We start from the raw sequence: 18,080 nt of genomic DNA, 5'->3' as shown, positions 1-18,080 counted from the left end.
CAAAAACATCAACCGGAGACGAAAAAAAGTATTGCATGCCCATAAATATTATGTTATAAATATACATATTAACTTATAAATATACATTAACATCAGATGGGGGGATCATCATGAAAAATAGATTAAAAGAGGAACTTAAAGTAATCGAACAAGAACTATGGGCGATGAGTAATCAGTTATACCGTAATCCAGAGCTGGGAGATCAGGAATTTCAATCGATGGAGTTGTTTACAGATTATTTAGCAAAACATCAATTTAACATCGAAATAGGGATTGTAAACCGCCCTACTGCATTCAAGGCGGAATATAAAAGTAGCAAGCCCGGCCCCGCCATTGCATATTTGGCAGAATACGATGCACTGCCGGAAGTAGGTCATGGCTGCGGTCATAACTTGATAGGCACAATGAGTACCGGTGCAGGTGTCATCCTCAGCAAACTGGTTGCCGAAACGGGCGGAAGTGTCACGGTATTTGGCACACCAGCCGAGGAAACAAATGGCGCAAAGGTACCAATGAGCGAGTCGGGAACCTTTGATGGTATTGATACGGCAATGATTTTACATCCTGCTGATCAATCCTATGCGAGCGGAGAATCTCTGGCGATGGATGCGATCCAGTACAGCTATTCCGGAAAATCAGCACATGCAGCTGCATCACCGGAAAAAGGAATCAATGCCCTTGATAGTGTTATCCAATTATTCAATGGCATTAACGCGCTTCGGGAACATTTACCATCGGATGTCCGTATTCACGGAATCATTGCCAATGGCGGACAGGCAGCGAATGTTGTACCAGATAAAGCTGTTGCTCAATTTTATATTCGCGCAAAAGAACGAGCATACTTAAATAAAGTTGTAGAAAAGGTGAAAAACATTGCAAAAGGTGCAGCCCTAATGACGGGTGCCAAGCTTGAAATCACAAACTATGAATTAAGCTATGATAATATGATTACCAATCATACACTGTCGGAAGTTTTTACCAAGAATTTAGGGGAAGCCGGCGTTGAGATCATACATCCAGCTAAGCAAGACTACGGATCCATCGATATGGGCAATGTAAGTCAGGTTGTTCCGGCGATCCATCCGTATATTGGACTAAATGAACCTGGATTGATCGCGCATACGAAGGAGTTCGCTGATAAAACAATCACAGGAGATGGGAAATCAGCTTTATCAAAAGGCACTTTGGCACTTGCTTCTACAGGCTACGACCTGCTGACAAATTCGGAACTGCTGCAAAAAGTAAAAGATGAATTCAAACAAAACCAATTTTTATGCAATTAAATGCATAAAAATACCAAATTATTTATATTACAAGGAGAGAAACCGATGAAATTATCCATTCGTAAATTACTTGTTTTTGTATTGTTAATAAGTTTGCTAGCCGCTTGTGGAACTAGTGAACAAGGGAAAACAGACGCGGCTGCAAAAGATGGTTCAGACAAAAAGGTGTTAAAAATGGCCACATCAGCAGACTTTCCGCCATTCGAATCTCGTAACCCGAATGGCGAATTTGAAGGGTTCGATATTGACTTGGCCAATTTAATTGCTGATGAGTTAGGATACAAATTAAAAATTGAAGACATGAAGTTTGAGGGATTAATTGGTTCCCTGCAGGCAGACCGGGTTGATATGGTAATGGCGGGAATGAGCGCAACGAAAGATAGACGCAAAAATGTTGCTTTTTCCAATGCATATAATCGTTCCGGTGAAATGTTTATCAGCCAACCAGATAACAAAATAGACGATTTGGCAAGTTTAAAAGGGAAAACGGTTGGCGTTCAGCTTGGCACCATTCAAGAGGAAGGTGCTAAGAAATTAAGCGAGGAATATGGATTTGAGGTTAAAAAAGTGGATGACTCGAAAATTTTGATCCAGGAATTAAATTCAAATCGTATTGATGTTGCCTATATGGATAAAACGGTAGCTGTCGGATATATCGAAGCCCAAGGTTTAGCTGGTTTTGATGATCCGACAACAAGCTCACCAGGCATGGGAATTGCTTTTCCAAAAGATAGTGATTTAGTTGATGACGTCAATAAAGTATTGGAAAAGCTTGAGGAAAATGGGAAACTGCAGGAATTAAAAGAAAAATGGTTATCGGACTATCAGGAAATAGACAGCTAGAGGGTGAGGTGTGAGGCATGAACTTGGATTTTAGCCAGCTCGTGCCTTATATTCCTTTTATTTTGGAAGGAATATGGGCTACATTAAAACTTGCAGGTATATCCATAATTATCGGATTTATATTAGGTACATTATTGGCATTGTGCAAAATAACGAAGCTGCCCCTGTTAAAAGGTTTTGCTGATGCCTATACGTCAATGTTTCGGGGCACGCCGCTTATTTTGCAATTAATGATTATTTATTTTGCCATTCCGCAATTAACAGGATACGATATTTCGGCATTTTTATCCGCGGTACTAGCCTTTGGGTTAAATTCAGCAGCCTATGTGTCAGAAATTATTCGTGCCGGTATTTTGGCAGTTGATCGTGGACAAACCGAAGCGGCTGAAGCTTTAGGTGTCCCGTATAAGCAAATGATGATAAATATCATATTGCCGCAAGCGTTAAAAAATATTTTACCGGCATTAATGAATGAATTTATTACGTTAACAAAGGAATCCGCAATTGTATCGGTTATCAGTTATATGGACTTAATGCGACGAGCGCAGATTGTTGGGTCAGAGCTGTACCGGAATTTTGAACCACTATTATTCGCCGGATTGATTTATTGGGTCATGGTTTTTATCTTAACGCAAATTGGCAGATTAATAGAACGGAGGCTACGTCATAGTGATTAAGGCAGCAGGTATTACAAAAAACTTTGGCAAAAACAGTGTATTAAAAAATGTCTCAACTACGATCAATCGAGGGGAAGTTGTTGCGGTTATCGGCCCATCTGGTTCCGGAAAATCAACCTTTTTACGGTGTCTGAATTTGTTGGAGCAGCCGACATCAGGTGAAATATGGATAAATGATCAAGCGATTACTGACCGTAAAACGAATAAATTGGAGGTTCGCAAGCAAATTGGTATGGTATTTCAGCACTTTCATTTATTTCCGCACATGACCGTATTGGAAAATGTAACGTACGCTCCAAAAAAAGTGAAAAAAATGAAAAGTATCGATGCAGAGGCAAAGGCCAAGGGGTTAATCGCAAAGGTGGGTCTTTCAGATAAAATGAACACCTATCCAAGTCGTTTATCCGGCGGGCAAAAACAGCGGGTGGCGATAGCGAGAGCGCTGGCAATGGAGCCCGAAATCATGTTATTTGATGAACCGACATCAGCCCTTGATCCGGAGATGGTGAAAGAAGTGCTGGACGTCATGAAGGATCTGGTGGATACAGGAATGACAATGGTTATCGTGACACATGAAATGAACTTTGCTAGGGAGGTTGCAGATCGGATTCTATTCTTAGATGATGGAAAACTGATGGAAGAAGGGGATCCGGGGACCTTTTTTAGCCAGCCAAAGACAGACCGGGCAAAGGACTTTCTGGCGAAGATATTGTAGGGAGAGATCAAAACAGGCTGGGCGATCCAACCTGTTATTCGTTTAATACTTTCTCAATATCCTTTTTCACATTTTCCGGCTTGGTTTGTGGTGCAAAACGATCAACGACTTTACCATCTCGGTTAACCAAAAATTTGGTGAAGTTCCACTTGATTTGCTTCGTCACCATTCCAGGTGCTTCCTTTACCAGGTAGGTAAATAATGGGTGGGCATCATCGCCTTTAACATCAATTTTGCTGAACATCTGGAACGTTACGCCATAATTTTGTTGACAGAAGTTAGAAATTTCTTCATCATTCCCCGGGTCCTGGTTGTGAAATTGATTACACGGGAAACCGAGTATTTCCAGCCCCTGTTCACGATACGTTTCATAAAGTTTTTGCAGGCCGGCGAACTGTGGAGTGAACCCGCATTCGCTTGCCGTATTTACGATCAGCAGTACATTTCCTCGATAATCCGCCAGCGACTTTTCTTCACCAGTAATCGTTTTGACAGAATAATCATATACACTAATTGTTATCAGCTCCCCTTTGAGAAGAGAATAACAATTATCTGAAAAAGCGTCAATTAAAGCGCTGTCATTATAGATTGAATATTCTTAAAACTTGAATACCAGCCTAAAAAAGGGTAAAATATATAATAAAACGTTTTCAGTTTCGATTGAAAACTTGTTTTATTTTAAAGCGCATTGTTATGGGCTTTAGAAAATACTTACAAGGGGGAAACATTTTGAAAAAGAGAACGCTATTCCTATTTATCATTGTTCTCGCAGTAGGCATGGTCCTAACTGCGTGCGGTGAGAGCGGCAAAGGTTCTGGTGGATCCAGTTCTGATGGTGGCAGCAAAAAAGAAGCTAAAACCAATCTGACACTGGGAACTGGTAGTGTTGGTGGTGTGTACTATCCACTCGGTGGCGAAATGGCAACACTTTGGAAGAATAACATTGATGTCGATGGTTTCGACGTTAGTTCAGTAGAAGCTGGCGGCTCTGTGGATAACATTGCTAAGATTCAAGCGGGAGATTATCAGCTTGGTATTGCGCAAAATACTACGTTAATCAGTGCTGTTAATCAAACAGGTGATTTCGAGGGAAAAGAGATGGATGATGTAGTTGTTCTTGCCTCACTTTATCCTGAAGCGGTACAAGTTGCTACTACGGAGTCAACCGGTACCGAATCAATTGCTGATTTAAAAGGAAAGAAAATTGCAGTCGGACCTCCAGGCGGCGCAACCCGTGAAGCAGCCGAGCTAGTCTTGAAGGCGTATGGTATTGAAGATGGTGACTATGAGGCCTATGAAGAAGGCTTTGGCGATGCAAAAGGCAAACTGCAAAACGGTACAATCGATGCTTCGATTGAGGTTGTAGGTGTTCCGTCTTCTTCAACCGATGAACTGCAGGCCTCCACAAAAGAAGTAAAGCTCCTTAATATTGAAGGAGATGCATTACAAGAGGTAGTCGACAATAGTGAATATGAAGCTTATACAGTTGAACCTGGAACATATGAATGGCTAGACGAACCCGTACAAACTGTAACAGCGATGGCACTACTGGTTGGCTCAAAATCACAAATAAGTGAGGACCTGGCCTATGATATTACGAAAACACTAGTTGAAAAATCAGGTGACATGTCGATCGCACAGGCAAAGTTAATTACAAAAGACAATATTTTAACTGGAGTGGGCGACCTGCCAATTCATCCAGGGGCACAAAAATATTTTGATGAAGCTGGTATTGAATAAATTAAGAACCGGACAAAGCCTGTCCGGTTCTTTAACCTCAAAAAGGGAAGTGAATGGAGGGAATACGAGTGAGCGAGACACAAGATATAAAAGAAATCGATAAGCGTGAATTGATGGCAAAGTATGATAAAGAAAGTAATTTTCGGACTAATTTGGGACCGTGGGGCTGGGTAACGTTAATCATCGGTGGGGCATTGACCATTTTCCAGCTCTATACGGCATTTTACGGTGCTAAAGTGTCATTGATTCAAGGAGCAATCCATCTTGGAGCAGGGTTAAGTTTAGTTTATTTGCTGTACCCGTTAAAAACATCTATGACTAAACGAAGGGGAGTTCCGTGGTATGATGCTTTATTAGCCATAGCTGCTCTGTTTGTAAACTTTTATATTCTCTTTAATTATGAACGGTTAGTTAAAGATGCGATTATTTTTGGCTTTACGGCATTTGATCAAATCGTGGCAACTGCAGGGGTAATTCTATTGTTAGAGGCAACAAGACGGGTTGTTGGACTTCCAATTGTTATCATAGCAATCGTAGCTTTACTATATGGTCTTTTTGGCCAATATATCCCGGTTATTGGACACGCTGGTTATGATTGGCCTTCGCTTGCAACGGAAATGTTTTATAGTTCAAGCTCCATATTTGGTACCCCAATTCAGATTTCATCCACCTATATCTATTTATTCTTATTCTTTGGTGTAATTCTGGTTAAAACAAATATTGGACAATTTTTTAATGATATTGCATTACGATTAACGGGCAGGTACACAGGAGGTACAGCGAAAGCCGCAGTAGCAGCTAGTGGACTTCAAGGAATGGTTAGTGGAAGTTCGGTTGCGAATACGGTAGGTTCTGGTTCATTCACTATTCCAATGATGAAAAACTCTGGATTTAAGCCTCACTTTGCCGCAGCTACAGAAGCATCAGCTTCAACCGGTGGACAGATCATGCCGCCGATTATGGGAGCAGCCGCATTTATTATGGCATCGTATACAGGGATACCTTACAATGAAATCATTATTATCGCGATTATTCCTGCGATACTCTATTTTTCCGGTGTATTTATGGGTACACACTTTGAAGCTAGAAAACAAGGGATAATGGGACTTGCTAAAGACCAATTGCCAAAATTGAAAAATCTGGTGAAGCGATTGGATTTATTCTTGCCGTTAGTCATTATTATTGGTTTTCTTTTAGCTGGGAAGACACCGACATATGCTGCGCTCTTTGCAATCGTCACAGCATTTGTGATCAGCTTTTTTCGGAAAGATACACGAATGTCATTTAAGGAAATTATTAAGCTGCTGGAAGAGGGAGCGAGAACTGCGCTTCCGGTAATTGCAGCCTGTGCTACTGCGGGTATTATTGCTGGTACCGTAACGACAACCGGCTTAGGCCCGAAAATTGCTGGCGGCATAATTGAGCTTGCCCAAGGTCAATTCTTCCTTGTCATGTTCTTTACCATGGTAGCTTGTATCATTTTAGGAATGGGATTGCCTACTACCGCAAACTATGTTGTTACAGCAACAATGGCAGCACCCGCATTACTTGCATTTGATGTACCGGTAATTGCAGTTCACATGTTTGTGTTTTACTTTGGAATTGTAGCGGATATTACCCCGCCGGTATGTTTGGCAGCCTACGCTGGTGCAGGAATAGCCGGGGCGAATCCAATGAAGGCTGGGGTAACTGCCGTGAAACTGGCGATTGCGGCATTTATCATTCCGTATATGTTTGTCACCCAGCCGATCCTTTTATTACAAGGGGATGCGAATGTTCTAAACGTATCGATTGCAGTCATCACAGCTATGCTTGGAATGGCAAGTATCAGTGCTTCGATGATCGGCTATTTTGTCAGCTCCGTTAATTGGCTGGAGCGAATAATCATGTTTGGCGCCGGTTTACTGCTGGTTTATCCAGACTTAAAATTCTCACTTGTAGGATTGGTAATCTTCGGAGCTATTTTTGCAATACAGTTTTTTGGAGGTAAAGCAGGAGATAAGAATAAAAGGCAGACTGCTTAAAAAGGAAAAGGCGGATAAGAAGAATTGATCTTCTTACCCGCCTTTTCGTATTTGGATTGATTATGTTATTTTTAGGGTGAAAAAGGCGGCCGGATTACGGCCGCCTTTAACGTTATGCCTCTTGCTTTAAATTTTCTTTCTCAAGTAGTTCCAATCTTTCCTGAACTTCTTCTTTTGATAAGTTGTGTTCCTTCACATATAAGTTTTGCGGACTTACACGGCATTCATGTGTACATCCTCGCATATATTTATGCTCGTTTTCCTCAGAGCAGAGTATTTGTTTATTACATTCGGGATTTGCACAGTTGACGTAACGCTCACATGGTTTGCCGTCAAAGTAATCAACGCCAACTACAACATGTTCCTTACGGTTAATAGGAATCGAAATTCGTTCATCAAAGACGTAGCATTGACCGTCCCACAGTTCACCCTGTACGTCAGGATCTTTCCCATACGTCACGATGCCACCATGAAGCTGATTCACATCTTCAATACCTTCATCCATGAGCCATCCAGTAAATTTTTCGCAGCGAATGCCGCCAGTACAGTAGGTCAAAACCTTTTTTCCTTTTAATTGCTCTTTATTTTTCCGAATCCATTCAGGTAAGTCCCGGAAAGATTCGATATCAGGGTTAACGGCTCCCCGGAAATGTCCAAGTTCGTATTCATAATCGTTTCGTGTATCCAATACAACTGTATCTTCTGATTGCATCGCTTCGTAGAATTCTTTTGGCGAAAGAAATGTACCTGTTTTTTCCATCGGGCTCACTGCGTCGTCCAAACGAAGTGTTACAAGTTCTTGACGGTGTCTGACGTGCATTTTTTTGAATGCATGTCCGTCATGTTTATCGATTTTGAACGTCATGTCACGAAAACGTGGGTCACGGTGCATGAAGTTCATGTATTCTTCTGTTTGCTCAACTGTACCAGATACTGTTCCGTTGATTCCTTCTTTTGCTACTAAAATCCGCCCCTTGAGACCAAGGTCTTTACAAAATTGCAGATGTTCTGCCGCAAATGTTTCCGGATCCTCCACTGGTACAAATTTGTAATACAATAAAACCTGATACGCATTGTTTTCCATATGTTTACCACCTATCCATTCATATTTGCAAGATACGAAATGTCGGTAGTGCCTATTCTTTTATAATCTTGCAAGAGAATATTTTATCAATGTTTGGTGAAATTTTCAACTGGAAGTAAAGAATAAATACCATATGGTTAGGTATATAAAATCTTCTTACTGCACAGCGTTTCTGTAAAATTAAATTTGATGAAAAACCCGCTAAACGCTTGCATTTTTTGTCCTTAAATAGTAAAGTAAGAGGTAGCAAAAGGAAATTGAAGTTTGAATAATACTTTACGATCTCTTTATCAAAGCGGTGTAAAAGTATTTATGATTCAATTACTTTGCAAGCTATTTCGATAAGGAGGTCATTTCAATGACTGGTAAAGTAAAATGGTTTAACGCTGAAAAAGGCTTCGGTTTCATCGAACGTGAAGACGGTGACGATGTATTCGTACATTTCTCAGCTATCCAAGCTGAAGGATTCAAAACGCTTGAAGAAGGTCAAGATGTTGAATTTGAAATCGTTGAAGGTAACCGCGGACCACAAGCAGCTAACGTAGTTCGTCTATAATAAATAAAAGGGCTTATCTTTTAGGGTAAGCTCTTTTTTGTGTTTTCTTTTGAAAGTTAAACATCAGATGAATTGGATCTGAAATCGACATTCGTAAAATCTTCAGCCTTCATTTCCTCACGTATATACCACATGTAATTACTTGAAAGCAGTTTTCTTATCACCAATTTTGCTCTATGATAAAAAGAAAGCTCGACTGGGAGGGTAGATAGGGATGCCAGCATTTAATTGGGAAAAGGAAGCGGAAACACAATGGGATGACCGGGCACATTTTTGGAATAAACACAGTATCGGCATGTGGGATAGCGGAAGCCGAAAAAACATCATTCCGTTTATCCAAAAACACCTTAACGAAATGAGCAGCATATTGGACATTGGCTGTGGAGACGGTTACGGTTCATATAAGCTGTTACAGTCGGGATATAACGTTACAGGTATGGATCTTTCCAGTGAAATGATTCAGCGTGCTAAGGTACGTGTTCCTGCAAATGAAATTAATTTCTTGCAAGGGAATGTTACGAATTTGCCTTTTAAAGATCAACACTTTGATGGTGTTATGGCAATAAATATTCTCGAATGGACGGAGATTCCGGCAAAGGCACTTTCAGAATTGAAAAGGGTAGTAAAAATGGATGGATTACTTTGCATCGGGCTTCTTGGGCCAACTGCCGGTCCACGCACAAATAGTTATCCGCGTGTTTATGGCAAAGATGCGATTTGCAACACGATGATGCCGTGGGAGTTTCTGCAGCTTGCATCTGAATACAATTTGGAATATGTCGATGGCTTTGGCGTTTATAAGGAAGATGTAAAAGGGAAGCATCATGAAGGGCTGCCTATAGAATTAAAACAAGCATTGTCCTTTATGTGGGTGTTCATGCTGCGAAAGACTGGTGAGGATAATGGGTAAACAAGACATGGAGCAACAAGTGATTGAAAACTATCAAAACGATGAAAAAATGATGATTCTTATTTTTGCCCAGTGGTGTATCAATCATGATCTGGATCCAAAAGAAATGTACAAAAGGGCTTATCCCGCTCAAGGAGAAAACCATGCATTGTCTGAAGCACTTGCATTGACAGTTCCAGAAGCGGAGTCAGCAGAAATTCCTGATCAGACTGTGTTGCAGATACTTCAGCTATTCGGTAATGATGATTTAGCATTTATCGTTCAGCAAGTGATCGACAAGCGAGTGGGATAAGCCAGTTCACTAATTTAGTTGTCAAATAGCTTTATTAAGGCTTGTGTCCCGCTGTCTGCCTCCCCTTTTTCGGCAAGTTCTTTGTAAAGCTTTAATGAGAGGGATAAGCCAGGTGTAGACATACCCATCTCTTCAGCGGACTCAAGTGCGATTGTCATATCCTTAATAAAATGCTTGACGTAAAACCCGGGGGCGTAATCACCTTGAATCATTCGTGGTGCCAGGTTGGAAAGTGACCAGCTCCCGGCAGCCCCAGTCGTAATGCTGTCCAGAACACGAGTTGGATCAAGCCCTGCTTTTTTGGCATATACAATTGCTTCAGAAACACCGATCATATTGGAGGCAATCGTAATTTGATTGCAAAGCTTCGTATGCTGTCCCGCTCCGGCCTCGCCTTGTAAAATGATTTCGCTGCCAATGACGTTAAATATAGGTAGCGCCTGGTCAAATATTTCCTGATCTCCCCCAGCCATAATTGCCAGTGTCCCATTTTTTGCGCCCACATCACCACCGGAAACCGGGGCGTCGAGTGCGTGAATATTTTTTTCAGCAGCTGCCTGATAAATTTTCTTTGCCAAAGCAGGCTTTGATGACGTCATATCGATAACAACAGTGCCTTCTCTGGCATTTTCTAAAATCCCATTTTCACCAAAATAAACAGCTTCTACATCCTGTGGGTATCCGACCATGGAAATAACAACATCAGCTTCCTTTGCTAGTTCAGCAACTGTATTTTTCCACGCGGCACCGTTGTCAAGTAAAAGTTTAGCCTTTTCTTTTGTTCGGGTGTAAACAGAAAGAGTGTATCCTGCATTCATTAAGTTTTCTGCCATACTCTTTCCCATTACACCGGTACCGATAAATCCAATTGTTGTGTCCATATTTTTGATACTCCTTTTGTGTGATTTAAGTTACACTTTCGACAAAGCCTCACCAATTTCCTTTCAATTATGTTATATTAGGAAAAAATAAGGTGTGATAGCTGTGCATTGGTACAAAAAGGCATTTCAGGAAATTCCAGCAATTGAATTGTATCAGATAATCAAAGCCAGAGTCGATGTTTTTGTAGTGGAACAGAATTGTCCATACGAAGAATTGGATAATTGTGATCAGAAGGCGATTCATTACTTCTTAAAAATAAATAATGAAATTGCTGCTTATGTTCGTATCCTTCCAAAGGGTATAAAATTTCCGGAAGTATCCATTGGCAGAGTATTGGTTACGCAAAAATACCGTGGAAAGGGTTATGCTAAAGCGGTAATGCAAAAAGCAATCGATTTTATCAGCGAGGAATGGCAGGAAACGACAATCAAAATTCAAGCACAAACCTATTTACATAAATTTTATGCATCGTTTGGATTCAAGCAGGTTTCTGAAGTTTATCTGGAGGATGACATTCCGCATATTGACATGATTTGGGGCGATGATGCCTATAAACGTTGATATGATAGAAATTTATAGGCGACAAATTTCGATTTTTAATTAAAAAGGTCACAAGAAAGTCACATTTGTTTTTCATTTGCTATTTTTTGTAGCATATCACCAAATTCGCCTCTAATTTTTTCGGAGGCATTTTTTTAGTGACATGAGTATAAATCTCCAGTGTTGTTTTTGAATCACCGTGACCAACCCGTTGCATAATTGTCGGAAGATCTACACCAGCTTCTGTTAACATGCTTATATCTGTGTGCCGAAAAATGTGTGTGGATACATTTCCTTCTATTTTCGCCTTTCGCAAAATCCTCTTAATTCTTTTGTTTACATCACCCCTAAAGTAGGGATATCCGTTTTCCCTGGCGAATACAAAATAAGCGTCATGAAAATCGTCTATTATTGTACGATATCGCATTTTGTGTTCATCGTTCTTCCGCACCGATTCCCTTAACATATCCATAATTGGTTGTTCCATTTCAATCTCACGTTCCGATTTTTCTGTTTTGGGCGAGCCTAGTTTATATTTTTTCATACTTTCTTTTTGCCCGGCCAATGTTTTGGTAATGCTTATCGTATTATTTTTAAAATCCAGGTTTTTAGTACAGAGAAGAGACATAAAAGATGGGAGAGAGTTGATTAATGCTCTTAACAATAAAGTTATGCTTTTAGGAGCTTTCGAGAGTTTATTTGATGATTATTTAGCAAAATGGATAAATATAGCCAGTCTAGTTAGCCATACTAAAAATAAATAATTAGCAGAATTGGTAAACAAATTTCATTTCAACACTGCAATGGTGAAAACAAATGTATTTCCTGAAGGATTACTACTACAATGTAAAGAGAGAGAACCTATTCATTTGACAGAAGATATTGTTTTTTATTTCGTGGACCCTATAAACGTCCACACCAAACATTGGATTACCAGACACCAGCTTCTATTTACCTTCCTTAAATACCCATTATCCCATCTTGAGCGATTATCTTCCTGTACTAGAGCGTGTCAAGGGAAAGAACGCCCTTGATAGACTCTGGCACAAGAAATCTCCGGTCATTAAGATGGGATAAAGATAAACTAATGGTCTCACCTTATTTTTATAAAATTTGTGTCTTGACAATGGGGTCCACTTTAGTTATTTTTGCAATTGCAAGGCCTCTTTTTCAAAAGGGAAGGTTTGAAAGTAAGACCGAGTTTAGAAGACACATTTCTTTCCATACTTGTTAACTAACCAATTATTGTATTTTCTTTTGGAAATAGGGTATTGTTTTTTATATTTATATTATTGTCGCTTGAATAGGGATGGGGATATATGAAAGGATTTATTATAGCATTACTAGTTTATATTGTTATTTGTGTAATTGCAGTTCTGATACCTGTTTCGGAAGGATACAATGACATAGGATGGAAACTCTTTGTAGGGAAGTATATGCAATCCCTGCGTTCATTATTACAGTCCTTATCGTTTTCTTTATAAAAAAAACTGGACAGTGAAAAGTTCTATATTTTTGCAGGAAAAATAACCCTTTCAGTCGAATAATACTGATAACCTAAGGTTCCCATACCGGAAAGGAGATCAGATCGCTGAAAGGGTTATATAAAATAGTTTACCCTATTTTCAGGCGATTGACCATACCCATGTTAAAATATATCGATTCTACCTTACGTAAATTTCGTTCCTGCTTTTCCAGAGAGGCTTCCTTCCATTGGTTTGTTATCATCATTTTAGGTTTGATGGTGCGTTCAGATCACTTGGGTGCCACCACTTCAGTGATGCGTGCCCTTTCGCTTCCTGCACGTTGCTATGAAAAATGTAATCACTTTTTTCGTTCCGATGCATGGTCTTTAGAATTCATCCGTCTGGCGTGGGTTCAAGTGGTCAGACATGTCGCCCCCCTTATTCGCTATAACGGGAAGGTGGTGCTTGTAGGTGATGGTGTGAAACAGTCCAAAGAAGCCCGGCGGATGCCTGCAGTCAAAAAACTTCATTAGGAATCCGAAAACAACTCCAAAGCGGCGTATATTTTTGGGCATCTATTTGGTGCTGTCGGCATTTTGATGGGAACATCGCAGAAATGGTTTTGTTTGCCCCTGTTCATCAACCTACAGGACGGTGTCAAGGCGATTTTCCGCTGGAATAAGAAGGAGGACGCATCTCGGCAGGAATCCCATGTGGTGCAGATGATTGACCAGGGATTTGCCACGGCTAAAACATTTGGCAACACCCTGTTGCTGCTGGATCGCTATTTCTTGTCTATTCCTGCCTTAAAGCGGTTAAACGAGCTTCATCAGTCCGAAGAAACCCAAATGCACCTTGTTACCAAAGCCAAGAAGAGTGCCGTGGCGTATGAGCATCCTCCTGCGAAAAAGAAGGGACGGGGGCGCCCACGAAAAAAAGGGAAAGCTATCAAACTAATGACGCTGTTTTCCACCCATGCAGATTAGTTTCAATCTGCTGAGGTCACGATTTATGGTAAGGAAGAAACCGTCCAATATCTCTGTCTTGATTTGATGTGGGGACAGGGATTATATCAGGAACTGCGTTTTGTTCTCGTTCAATATGGAGAGCGGTCATCCATCTTAGTTAGTACGGACAAATCCCTCACAGCCACAGATATCATCCAGTTATACGGACACCGCTTCAAAATCGAATCGACTTTCCGGGAAATGAAGCAGGTCATAGATGGATTCGGTTATCATTTCTGGAGTAAGTCGATGCCAAAGCTGAATCGCTATTTAAAAAAGAGAGAAACACATCCGTTAGAAAAGATTACGGAAGCAAAAGATCAAGAAAATATCCGACTGACCATCAAAGCTATCGAAGGGTACATGATGTGCAGCTGTATCGCCATGGGGCTATTACAACTGATTTCGGTACGCTACTCCCATCGTGTCCCAGGCTTATTCTTTCGCTACTTGCGGACACCATCCAAAGCGGTTGTCTCCGAAGCTACGGTGAAGGCTTATTTGCAGCGTTCTATTATTTACCTGTTTGCCCGAAATCCGCATCTATCCATAATACAAATAATTCATTCCAAGCAGGAAATACGTGATGTTGAGGACGATTCACTAGCTTCTTAGCTATTAGAACTTTTTACTGTCCAGTGAAGTAGTAAAATAGTATTAATATACTATTTTTAATAAATCTTGGTAAATTCTCTTGATCCACTACTAGAATCACGTTATGGTTAAAATGGATCAAGAAATAAAAATTGGAGGTCGTAAAATGAATAAAATTTTAAAGAAATATGTTTTAACTTTTATGTCAGCAATGTTATTCTCGAGTGGTCTATTAATGGTTGTGCCAAAAGCGCATGCTTCAGAAACGAATGCTTCTGATCACATTACTCAACGTTCCCAAATAGCTTATCAACAAGCTTTATACGCTGACCAAGTAAGTAATGAAGGACAGGTTGGTATTCAAGGTGTAAAATCAAAGGCTGTAGTTAAAGTCGGACAATTACTTAGAGCCGGAGGAGACAAAGTCATTGATGCAGCAAGAACATTTAATATCATAGATGCATCTACTGCTAAAACATTTAAAAATAACAGTAAAAAGATCGGTAATTGGTTAAAGAACTTTGAAAACGCAGGTAAAGATGCAGCAACTATGGTCCGTAATCAACTTCCTGGCTTTTTGAGAGATAACACAAAAATGGGTAAAGGAACTGCTGAAAATATTTCAATCGCAGTAAGTTGGGCAATTCGTATGGCAGATATTTTATTTTTATAGGTGGTGATATAGATGACAAATCTAACGGTAGGTGAATGGTTGAAACAAAATAAATTAACCGACAATGATATTAATTTTATCGAAACTCTATTAACTTTTACTTCGACACTGGAGAGTCCGTTAGTTAAAACCGAAGATATTAATAATAAAATTAATACTCTTTTTCCCGAAAAAAAGGTGGAAATAAGGGGGAATTTTACCTATAAGGCGTTTAAGGAAATATTAAATGAGAATGAAATATCAGTAAACCTAGGGGAGTTGTTAAATAGATATCATTCTCAAGGAATCTGTAAGAATCATTGTGAAAGACTATTAAAAGAAAACGATGATATTAACTGATAAATTAGTGTTCTATTTCACGGTAATATTCAAAAATTCATCGTAGCCCTATTTCCTTCTAGAAAATAGGGCTTTTTTAACAAAAAGTTTGATTACATGTTGATATTTTATTGATAATCTACAGACATCGCCATACCAAAGAAGCAACTTCTTAAACCTCTTCCTGGGGTACCGCCAACATTTCGCGGAAAACATACGTTAAGAAGCGAAAACCTATTTTATCCGTTCGGAGTTTATTGTTCATAAATATATGTGTGGAGATATGAACGTTCATAGGCCACAAAAAACCCATTTACGAACGCCTTTAAGTGGGGAACAAATTGGAATTCCCAAGCGTTTGTAAATGTATAGATTTACGGCAAACCTAATTTTCTTGTGTTCCTTAACGTAGAGAATATCAGGTTTATTATGTTAGATTTTGGTTAGCGTATGTTTTCCACGTTTTGTTGGTACGACCCCAAACAGTCCAAAGAAGCCCGGCGGATGCCTGCAGTCAAAAAACTTCATCAGGAATCCGAAAACAACTCCAAAGCGGCGTATATTTTTGGGCATCTATTTGGTGCTGTCGGCATTTTGATGGGAACATCGCAGAAATGGTTTTGTTTGCCCCTGTTCATCAACCTACAGGACGGTGTCAAGGCGATTTTCCGCTGGAATAAGAAGGAGGACGCATCTCGACAGGAATCCCATGTGGTGCAGATGATTGACCAGGGATTTGCCACGGCTAAAACATTTGGCAACACCCTGTTGCTGCTGGATCGCTATTTCTTGTCTATTCCTGCCTTAAAGCGGTTAAACGAGCTTCATCAGTCCGAAGAAACCCAAATGCACCTTGTTACCAAAGCCAAGAAGAGTGCCGTGGCGTATGAGCATCCTCCTGCGAAAAAGAAGGGACGGGGGCGCCCACGAAAAAAAGGGAAAGCTATCAAACTAATGACGCTGTTTTCCACCCATGCAGATTAGTTTCAATCTGCTGAGGTCACGATTTATGGTAAGGAAGAAACCGTCCAATATCTCTGTCTTGATTTGATGTGGGGACAGGGATTATATCAGGAACTGCGTTTTGTTCTCGTTCAATATGGAGAGCGGTCATCCATCTTAGTTAGTACGGACAAATCCCTCACAGCCACAGATATCATCCAGTTATACGGACACAGCTTCAAAATCGAATCGACTTTCCGGGAAATGAAGCAGGTCATAGATGGATTCGGTTATCATTTCTGGAGTAAGTCGATGCCAAAGCTGAATCGCTATTTAAAAAAGAGAGAAACACATCCGTTAGAAAAGATTACGGAAGCAAAAGATCAAGAAAATATCCGACTGACCATCAAAGCTATCGAAGGGTACATGATGTGCAGCTGTATCGCCATGGGGCTATTACAACTGATTTCGGTACGCTACTCCCATCGTGTCCCAGGCTTATTCTTTCGCTACTTGCGGACACCATCCAAAGCGGTTGTCTCCGAAGCTACGGTGAAGGCTTATTTGCAGCGTTCTATTATTTACCTGTTTGCCCGAAATCCGCATCTATCCATAATACAAATAATTCATTCCAAGCAGGAAATACGTGATGTTGAGGACGATTCACTAGCTTCTTAGCTATTAGAACTTTTTACTGTCCAGAAAAAAAAGAAAATCAAAAAATAATTAAATTAGCCTTAATTTATTAGTTATACGTCCGCTCTATTTGTTATTTCCCCAAAAGGTTAGAATAAAAAACTAACATTTTGGGGCTCAACTTTTTACAGCCTTATTCAATGGTATCGTTGAATGTCTTTTTGTTAGTTTAATTTGATTAGATCATACCCGTATATATTGACAGTATTACCCAATATTTTGCTTAACCCTTTTACTTCCAGTGTATCTATCTTTTTACCAGTTTCAATATCATAAGCATCCAATCCCGCTTTTTTAGACTCCATACTAAATAGCGAAGAGGCATTTTATGTAATATATTTTGTGTTGTACAATAATATAACAGAATTTTTTTGGAATGAGTTGATTTTGTGATTGATGAAGGTGAACTGTTGGCTTACAATGAACTGTTGGCAGATGTCAAAGAAATGAATTTGTGAGTAAGTACCTACGGAGAACAGATGACCTTTCTAGACAATTTGAAAAAGAGGAATTTAAAGATAAAAAAGAAATAGAAAAATTGTCGGGATACAATAATGCAATTGCATCTGTCCTAAAATGTATAAATCCGTTTTATGAGTACCATTTAGATGATTAGTCAACGTGCGTTTTTAATCATCTATCGAGGTGCAGTTGTTGAGTAAGTAAAGTGGGTGAATTGATGAGTAATGATGATTTTATTTTACCAGATATATTTGATAGTTTTATTGAAAGTGAAATAATGGTATGTGTCAAGTTTTTCTCGACGTTGCTTTCATACCAATATTTCAGGCGCTCCCATTTTGTACACCTTGTTCGGCTACCGCGCTGTCGCTTGCTG

22 protein-coding genes and 1 pseudogene are annotated in these 18,080 nt (G+C 39.9%); 19 read left to right on the top strand and 4 right to left on the bottom strand.

Annotated features, from left to right (window positions below):
- Positions 1–110: 110 nt before the first annotated feature.
- From IEX12_RS11140 to IEX12_RS11125, 4 genes are read left to right on the top strand one after another with little or no spacing between them, the layout of a single operon-like run.
- Positions 111–1,283 (top strand): M20 family metallopeptidase, encoded by a 1,173-nt coding sequence (locus IEX12_RS11140; RefSeq protein ID WP_155554536.1) that lies wholly within the window; start codon positions 111–113, stop codon positions 1,281–1,283.
- A 45-nt stretch (positions 1,284–1,328) separates the two neighbouring features.
- Entirely contained in the window at positions 1,329–2,126 is a 798-nt protein-coding gene (locus IEX12_RS11135) for an ABC transporter substrate-binding protein (protein WP_088051098.1), read from the top strand.
- A 17-nt stretch (positions 2,127–2,143) separates the two neighbouring features.
- Complete coding sequence (locus tag IEX12_RS11130) at positions 2,144–2,803, top strand: amino acid ABC transporter permease (protein ID WP_088051097.1); 660 nt, start codon at positions 2,144–2,146, stop codon at positions 2,801–2,803.
- A complete protein-coding gene (locus tag IEX12_RS11125; RefSeq protein ID WP_088051096.1) occupies positions 2,796–3,518 on the top strand; it encodes an amino acid ABC transporter ATP-binding protein in 723 nt (240 codons plus the stop codon). The genes IEX12_RS11130 and IEX12_RS11125 overlap by 8 nt, the downstream gene beginning before the upstream one ends.
- A gap of 34 nt (positions 3,519–3,552) precedes the next feature.
- Here the strand turns inward: IEX12_RS11125 and IEX12_RS11120 are convergent, their stop codons facing one another.
- Positions 3,553–4,032 carry a glutathione peroxidase gene (locus tag IEX12_RS11120; protein WP_088051095.1) on the bottom strand — a complete coding sequence of 160 codons (480 nt, stop codon included), beginning with the start codon at positions 4,030–4,032 and terminating at the stop codon, positions 3,553–3,555.
- A 215-nt stretch (positions 4,033–4,247) separates the two neighbouring features.
- Between IEX12_RS11120 and IEX12_RS11115 the strand changes: the two genes are divergently transcribed.
- Complete coding sequence (locus tag IEX12_RS11115; protein ID WP_188725167.1) at positions 4,248–5,258, top strand: TAXI family TRAP transporter solute-binding subunit; 1,011 nt, start codon at positions 4,248–4,250, stop codon at positions 5,256–5,258.
- Between the two features lie 113 nt (positions 5,259–5,371).
- Positions 5,372–7,282, top strand: a complete 1,911-nt coding sequence (locus IEX12_RS11110) for a TRAP transporter permease (protein WP_230856069.1) — start codon at positions 5,372–5,374, stop codon at positions 7,280–7,282.
- A gap of 112 nt (positions 7,283–7,394) precedes the next feature.
- Here IEX12_RS11110 and trhO read toward each other — a convergent pair whose 3' ends face one another.
- Entirely contained in the window at positions 7,395–8,366 is a 972-nt protein-coding gene (gene trhO, locus IEX12_RS11105; protein WP_102415924.1) for an oxygen-dependent tRNA uridine(34) hydroxylase TrhO, read from the bottom strand.
- Positions 8,367–8,724: 358 nt separating this feature from the next.
- Between trhO and IEX12_RS11100 the strand changes: the two genes are divergently transcribed.
- The 3 genes from IEX12_RS11100 to yxiS all read left to right on the top strand — a co-directional run bounded on the left by IEX12_RS11100 (position 8,725) and on the right by yxiS (position 10,124).
- Positions 8,725–8,922 (top strand): cold shock domain-containing protein, encoded by a 198-nt coding sequence (locus IEX12_RS11100; RefSeq protein WP_017795660.1) that lies wholly within the window; start codon positions 8,725–8,727, stop codon positions 8,920–8,922.
- Positions 8,923–9,136: 214 nt separating this feature from the next.
- Positions 9,137–9,832 carry a class I SAM-dependent methyltransferase gene (locus tag IEX12_RS11095; RefSeq protein WP_188725166.1) on the top strand — a complete coding sequence of 232 codons (696 nt, stop codon included), beginning with the start codon at positions 9,137–9,139 and terminating at the stop codon, positions 9,830–9,832.
- Positions 9,825–10,124: a protein YxiS gene (gene yxiS, locus IEX12_RS11090; protein ID WP_188725165.1), complete on the top strand. Its 300-nt coding sequence runs from the start codon at positions 9,825–9,827 to the stop codon at positions 10,122–10,124. Before IEX12_RS11095 ends, yxiS begins: the two co-directional genes overlap by 8 nt.
- 14 nt (positions 10,125–10,138) lie before the next feature.
- On the opposite strand, the gene IEX12_RS11085 is transcribed toward yxiS, so the two are convergent.
- Complete coding sequence (locus IEX12_RS11085) at positions 10,139–11,005, bottom strand: NAD(P)-dependent oxidoreductase (RefSeq protein ID WP_188725164.1); 867 nt, start codon at positions 11,003–11,005, stop codon at positions 10,139–10,141.
- A gap of 103 nt (positions 11,006–11,108) precedes the next feature.
- Between IEX12_RS11085 and IEX12_RS11080 the strand changes: the two genes are divergently transcribed.
- Positions 11,109–11,567: a GNAT family N-acetyltransferase gene (locus tag IEX12_RS11080; protein WP_188725163.1), complete on the top strand. Its 459-nt coding sequence runs from the start codon at positions 11,109–11,111 to the stop codon at positions 11,565–11,567.
- A 79-nt stretch (positions 11,568–11,646) separates the two neighbouring features.
- Here the strand turns inward: IEX12_RS11080 and IEX12_RS11075 are convergent, their stop codons facing one another.
- Positions 11,647–12,174 carry a site-specific integrase gene (locus IEX12_RS11075; RefSeq protein WP_088051088.1) on the bottom strand — a complete coding sequence of 176 codons (528 nt, stop codon included), beginning with the start codon at positions 12,172–12,174 and terminating at the stop codon, positions 11,647–11,649.
- 691 nt (positions 12,175–12,865) lie between these two features.
- Between IEX12_RS11075 and IEX12_RS11070 the strand changes: the two are divergent.
- From IEX12_RS11070 to IEX12_RS11045, 9 genes and pseudogenes are all read left to right on the top strand, one after another.
- Positions 12,866–13,047: pseudogene (locus IEX12_RS11070) on the top strand (DUF4017 family protein).
- 144 nt (positions 13,048–13,191) lie between these two features.
- Positions 13,192–13,545 carry a hypothetical protein gene (locus IEX12_RS23430; RefSeq protein WP_286171093.1) on the top strand — a complete coding sequence of 118 codons (354 nt, stop codon included), beginning with the start codon at positions 13,192–13,194 and terminating at the stop codon, positions 13,543–13,545.
- Between the two features lie 63 nt (positions 13,546–13,608).
- A complete protein-coding gene (locus IEX12_RS23425; protein WP_286171092.1) occupies positions 13,609–13,998 on the top strand; it encodes a hypothetical protein in 390 nt (129 codons plus the stop codon).
- Between the two features lie 270 nt (positions 13,999–14,268).
- On the top strand, positions 14,269–14,634 hold the full coding sequence (locus tag IEX12_RS23420) for a hypothetical protein (RefSeq protein WP_286171090.1): 366 nt from the start codon (positions 14,269–14,271) through the stop codon (positions 14,632–14,634).
- A gap of 145 nt (positions 14,635–14,779) precedes the next feature.
- The gene (locus tag IEX12_RS11060) at positions 14,780–15,286 is read left to right on the top strand and encodes a YqxI family protein (RefSeq protein WP_188725162.1); all 507 of its coding nucleotides are present in this window, start codon (positions 14,780–14,782) and stop codon (positions 15,284–15,286) included.
- A 12-nt stretch (positions 15,287–15,298) separates the two neighbouring features.
- Entirely contained in the window at positions 15,299–15,625 is a 327-nt protein-coding gene (locus IEX12_RS11055; protein ID WP_188725161.1) for a hypothetical protein, read from the top strand.
- A 483-nt stretch (positions 15,626–16,108) separates the two neighbouring features.
- Positions 16,109–16,588, top strand: coding sequence for a hypothetical protein (locus IEX12_RS23415; RefSeq protein ID WP_286171091.1), 480 nt, complete (start codon positions 16,109–16,111; stop codon positions 16,586–16,588).
- Positions 16,589–16,858: 270 nt separating this feature from the next.
- Positions 16,859–17,224 carry a hypothetical protein gene (locus tag IEX12_RS23410; protein ID WP_286171090.1) on the top strand — a complete coding sequence of 122 codons (366 nt, stop codon included), beginning with the start codon at positions 16,859–16,861 and terminating at the stop codon, positions 17,222–17,224.
- A 472-nt stretch (positions 17,225–17,696) separates the two neighbouring features.
- Positions 17,697–17,858 carry a hypothetical protein gene (locus tag IEX12_RS11045; RefSeq protein ID WP_188725160.1) on the top strand — a complete coding sequence of 54 codons (162 nt, stop codon included), beginning with the start codon at positions 17,697–17,699 and terminating at the stop codon, positions 17,856–17,858.
- Positions 17,859–18,080: the final 222 nt, after the last annotated feature.

This window comes from Lentibacillus populi (assembly GCA_014642895.1).
Classification (GTDB): Bacteria; Bacillota; Bacilli; order Bacillales; family Amphibacillaceae; genus Lentibacillus_C; species Lentibacillus_C populi.
This window is presented reverse-complemented; position numbering and strand designations above follow the sequence as displayed.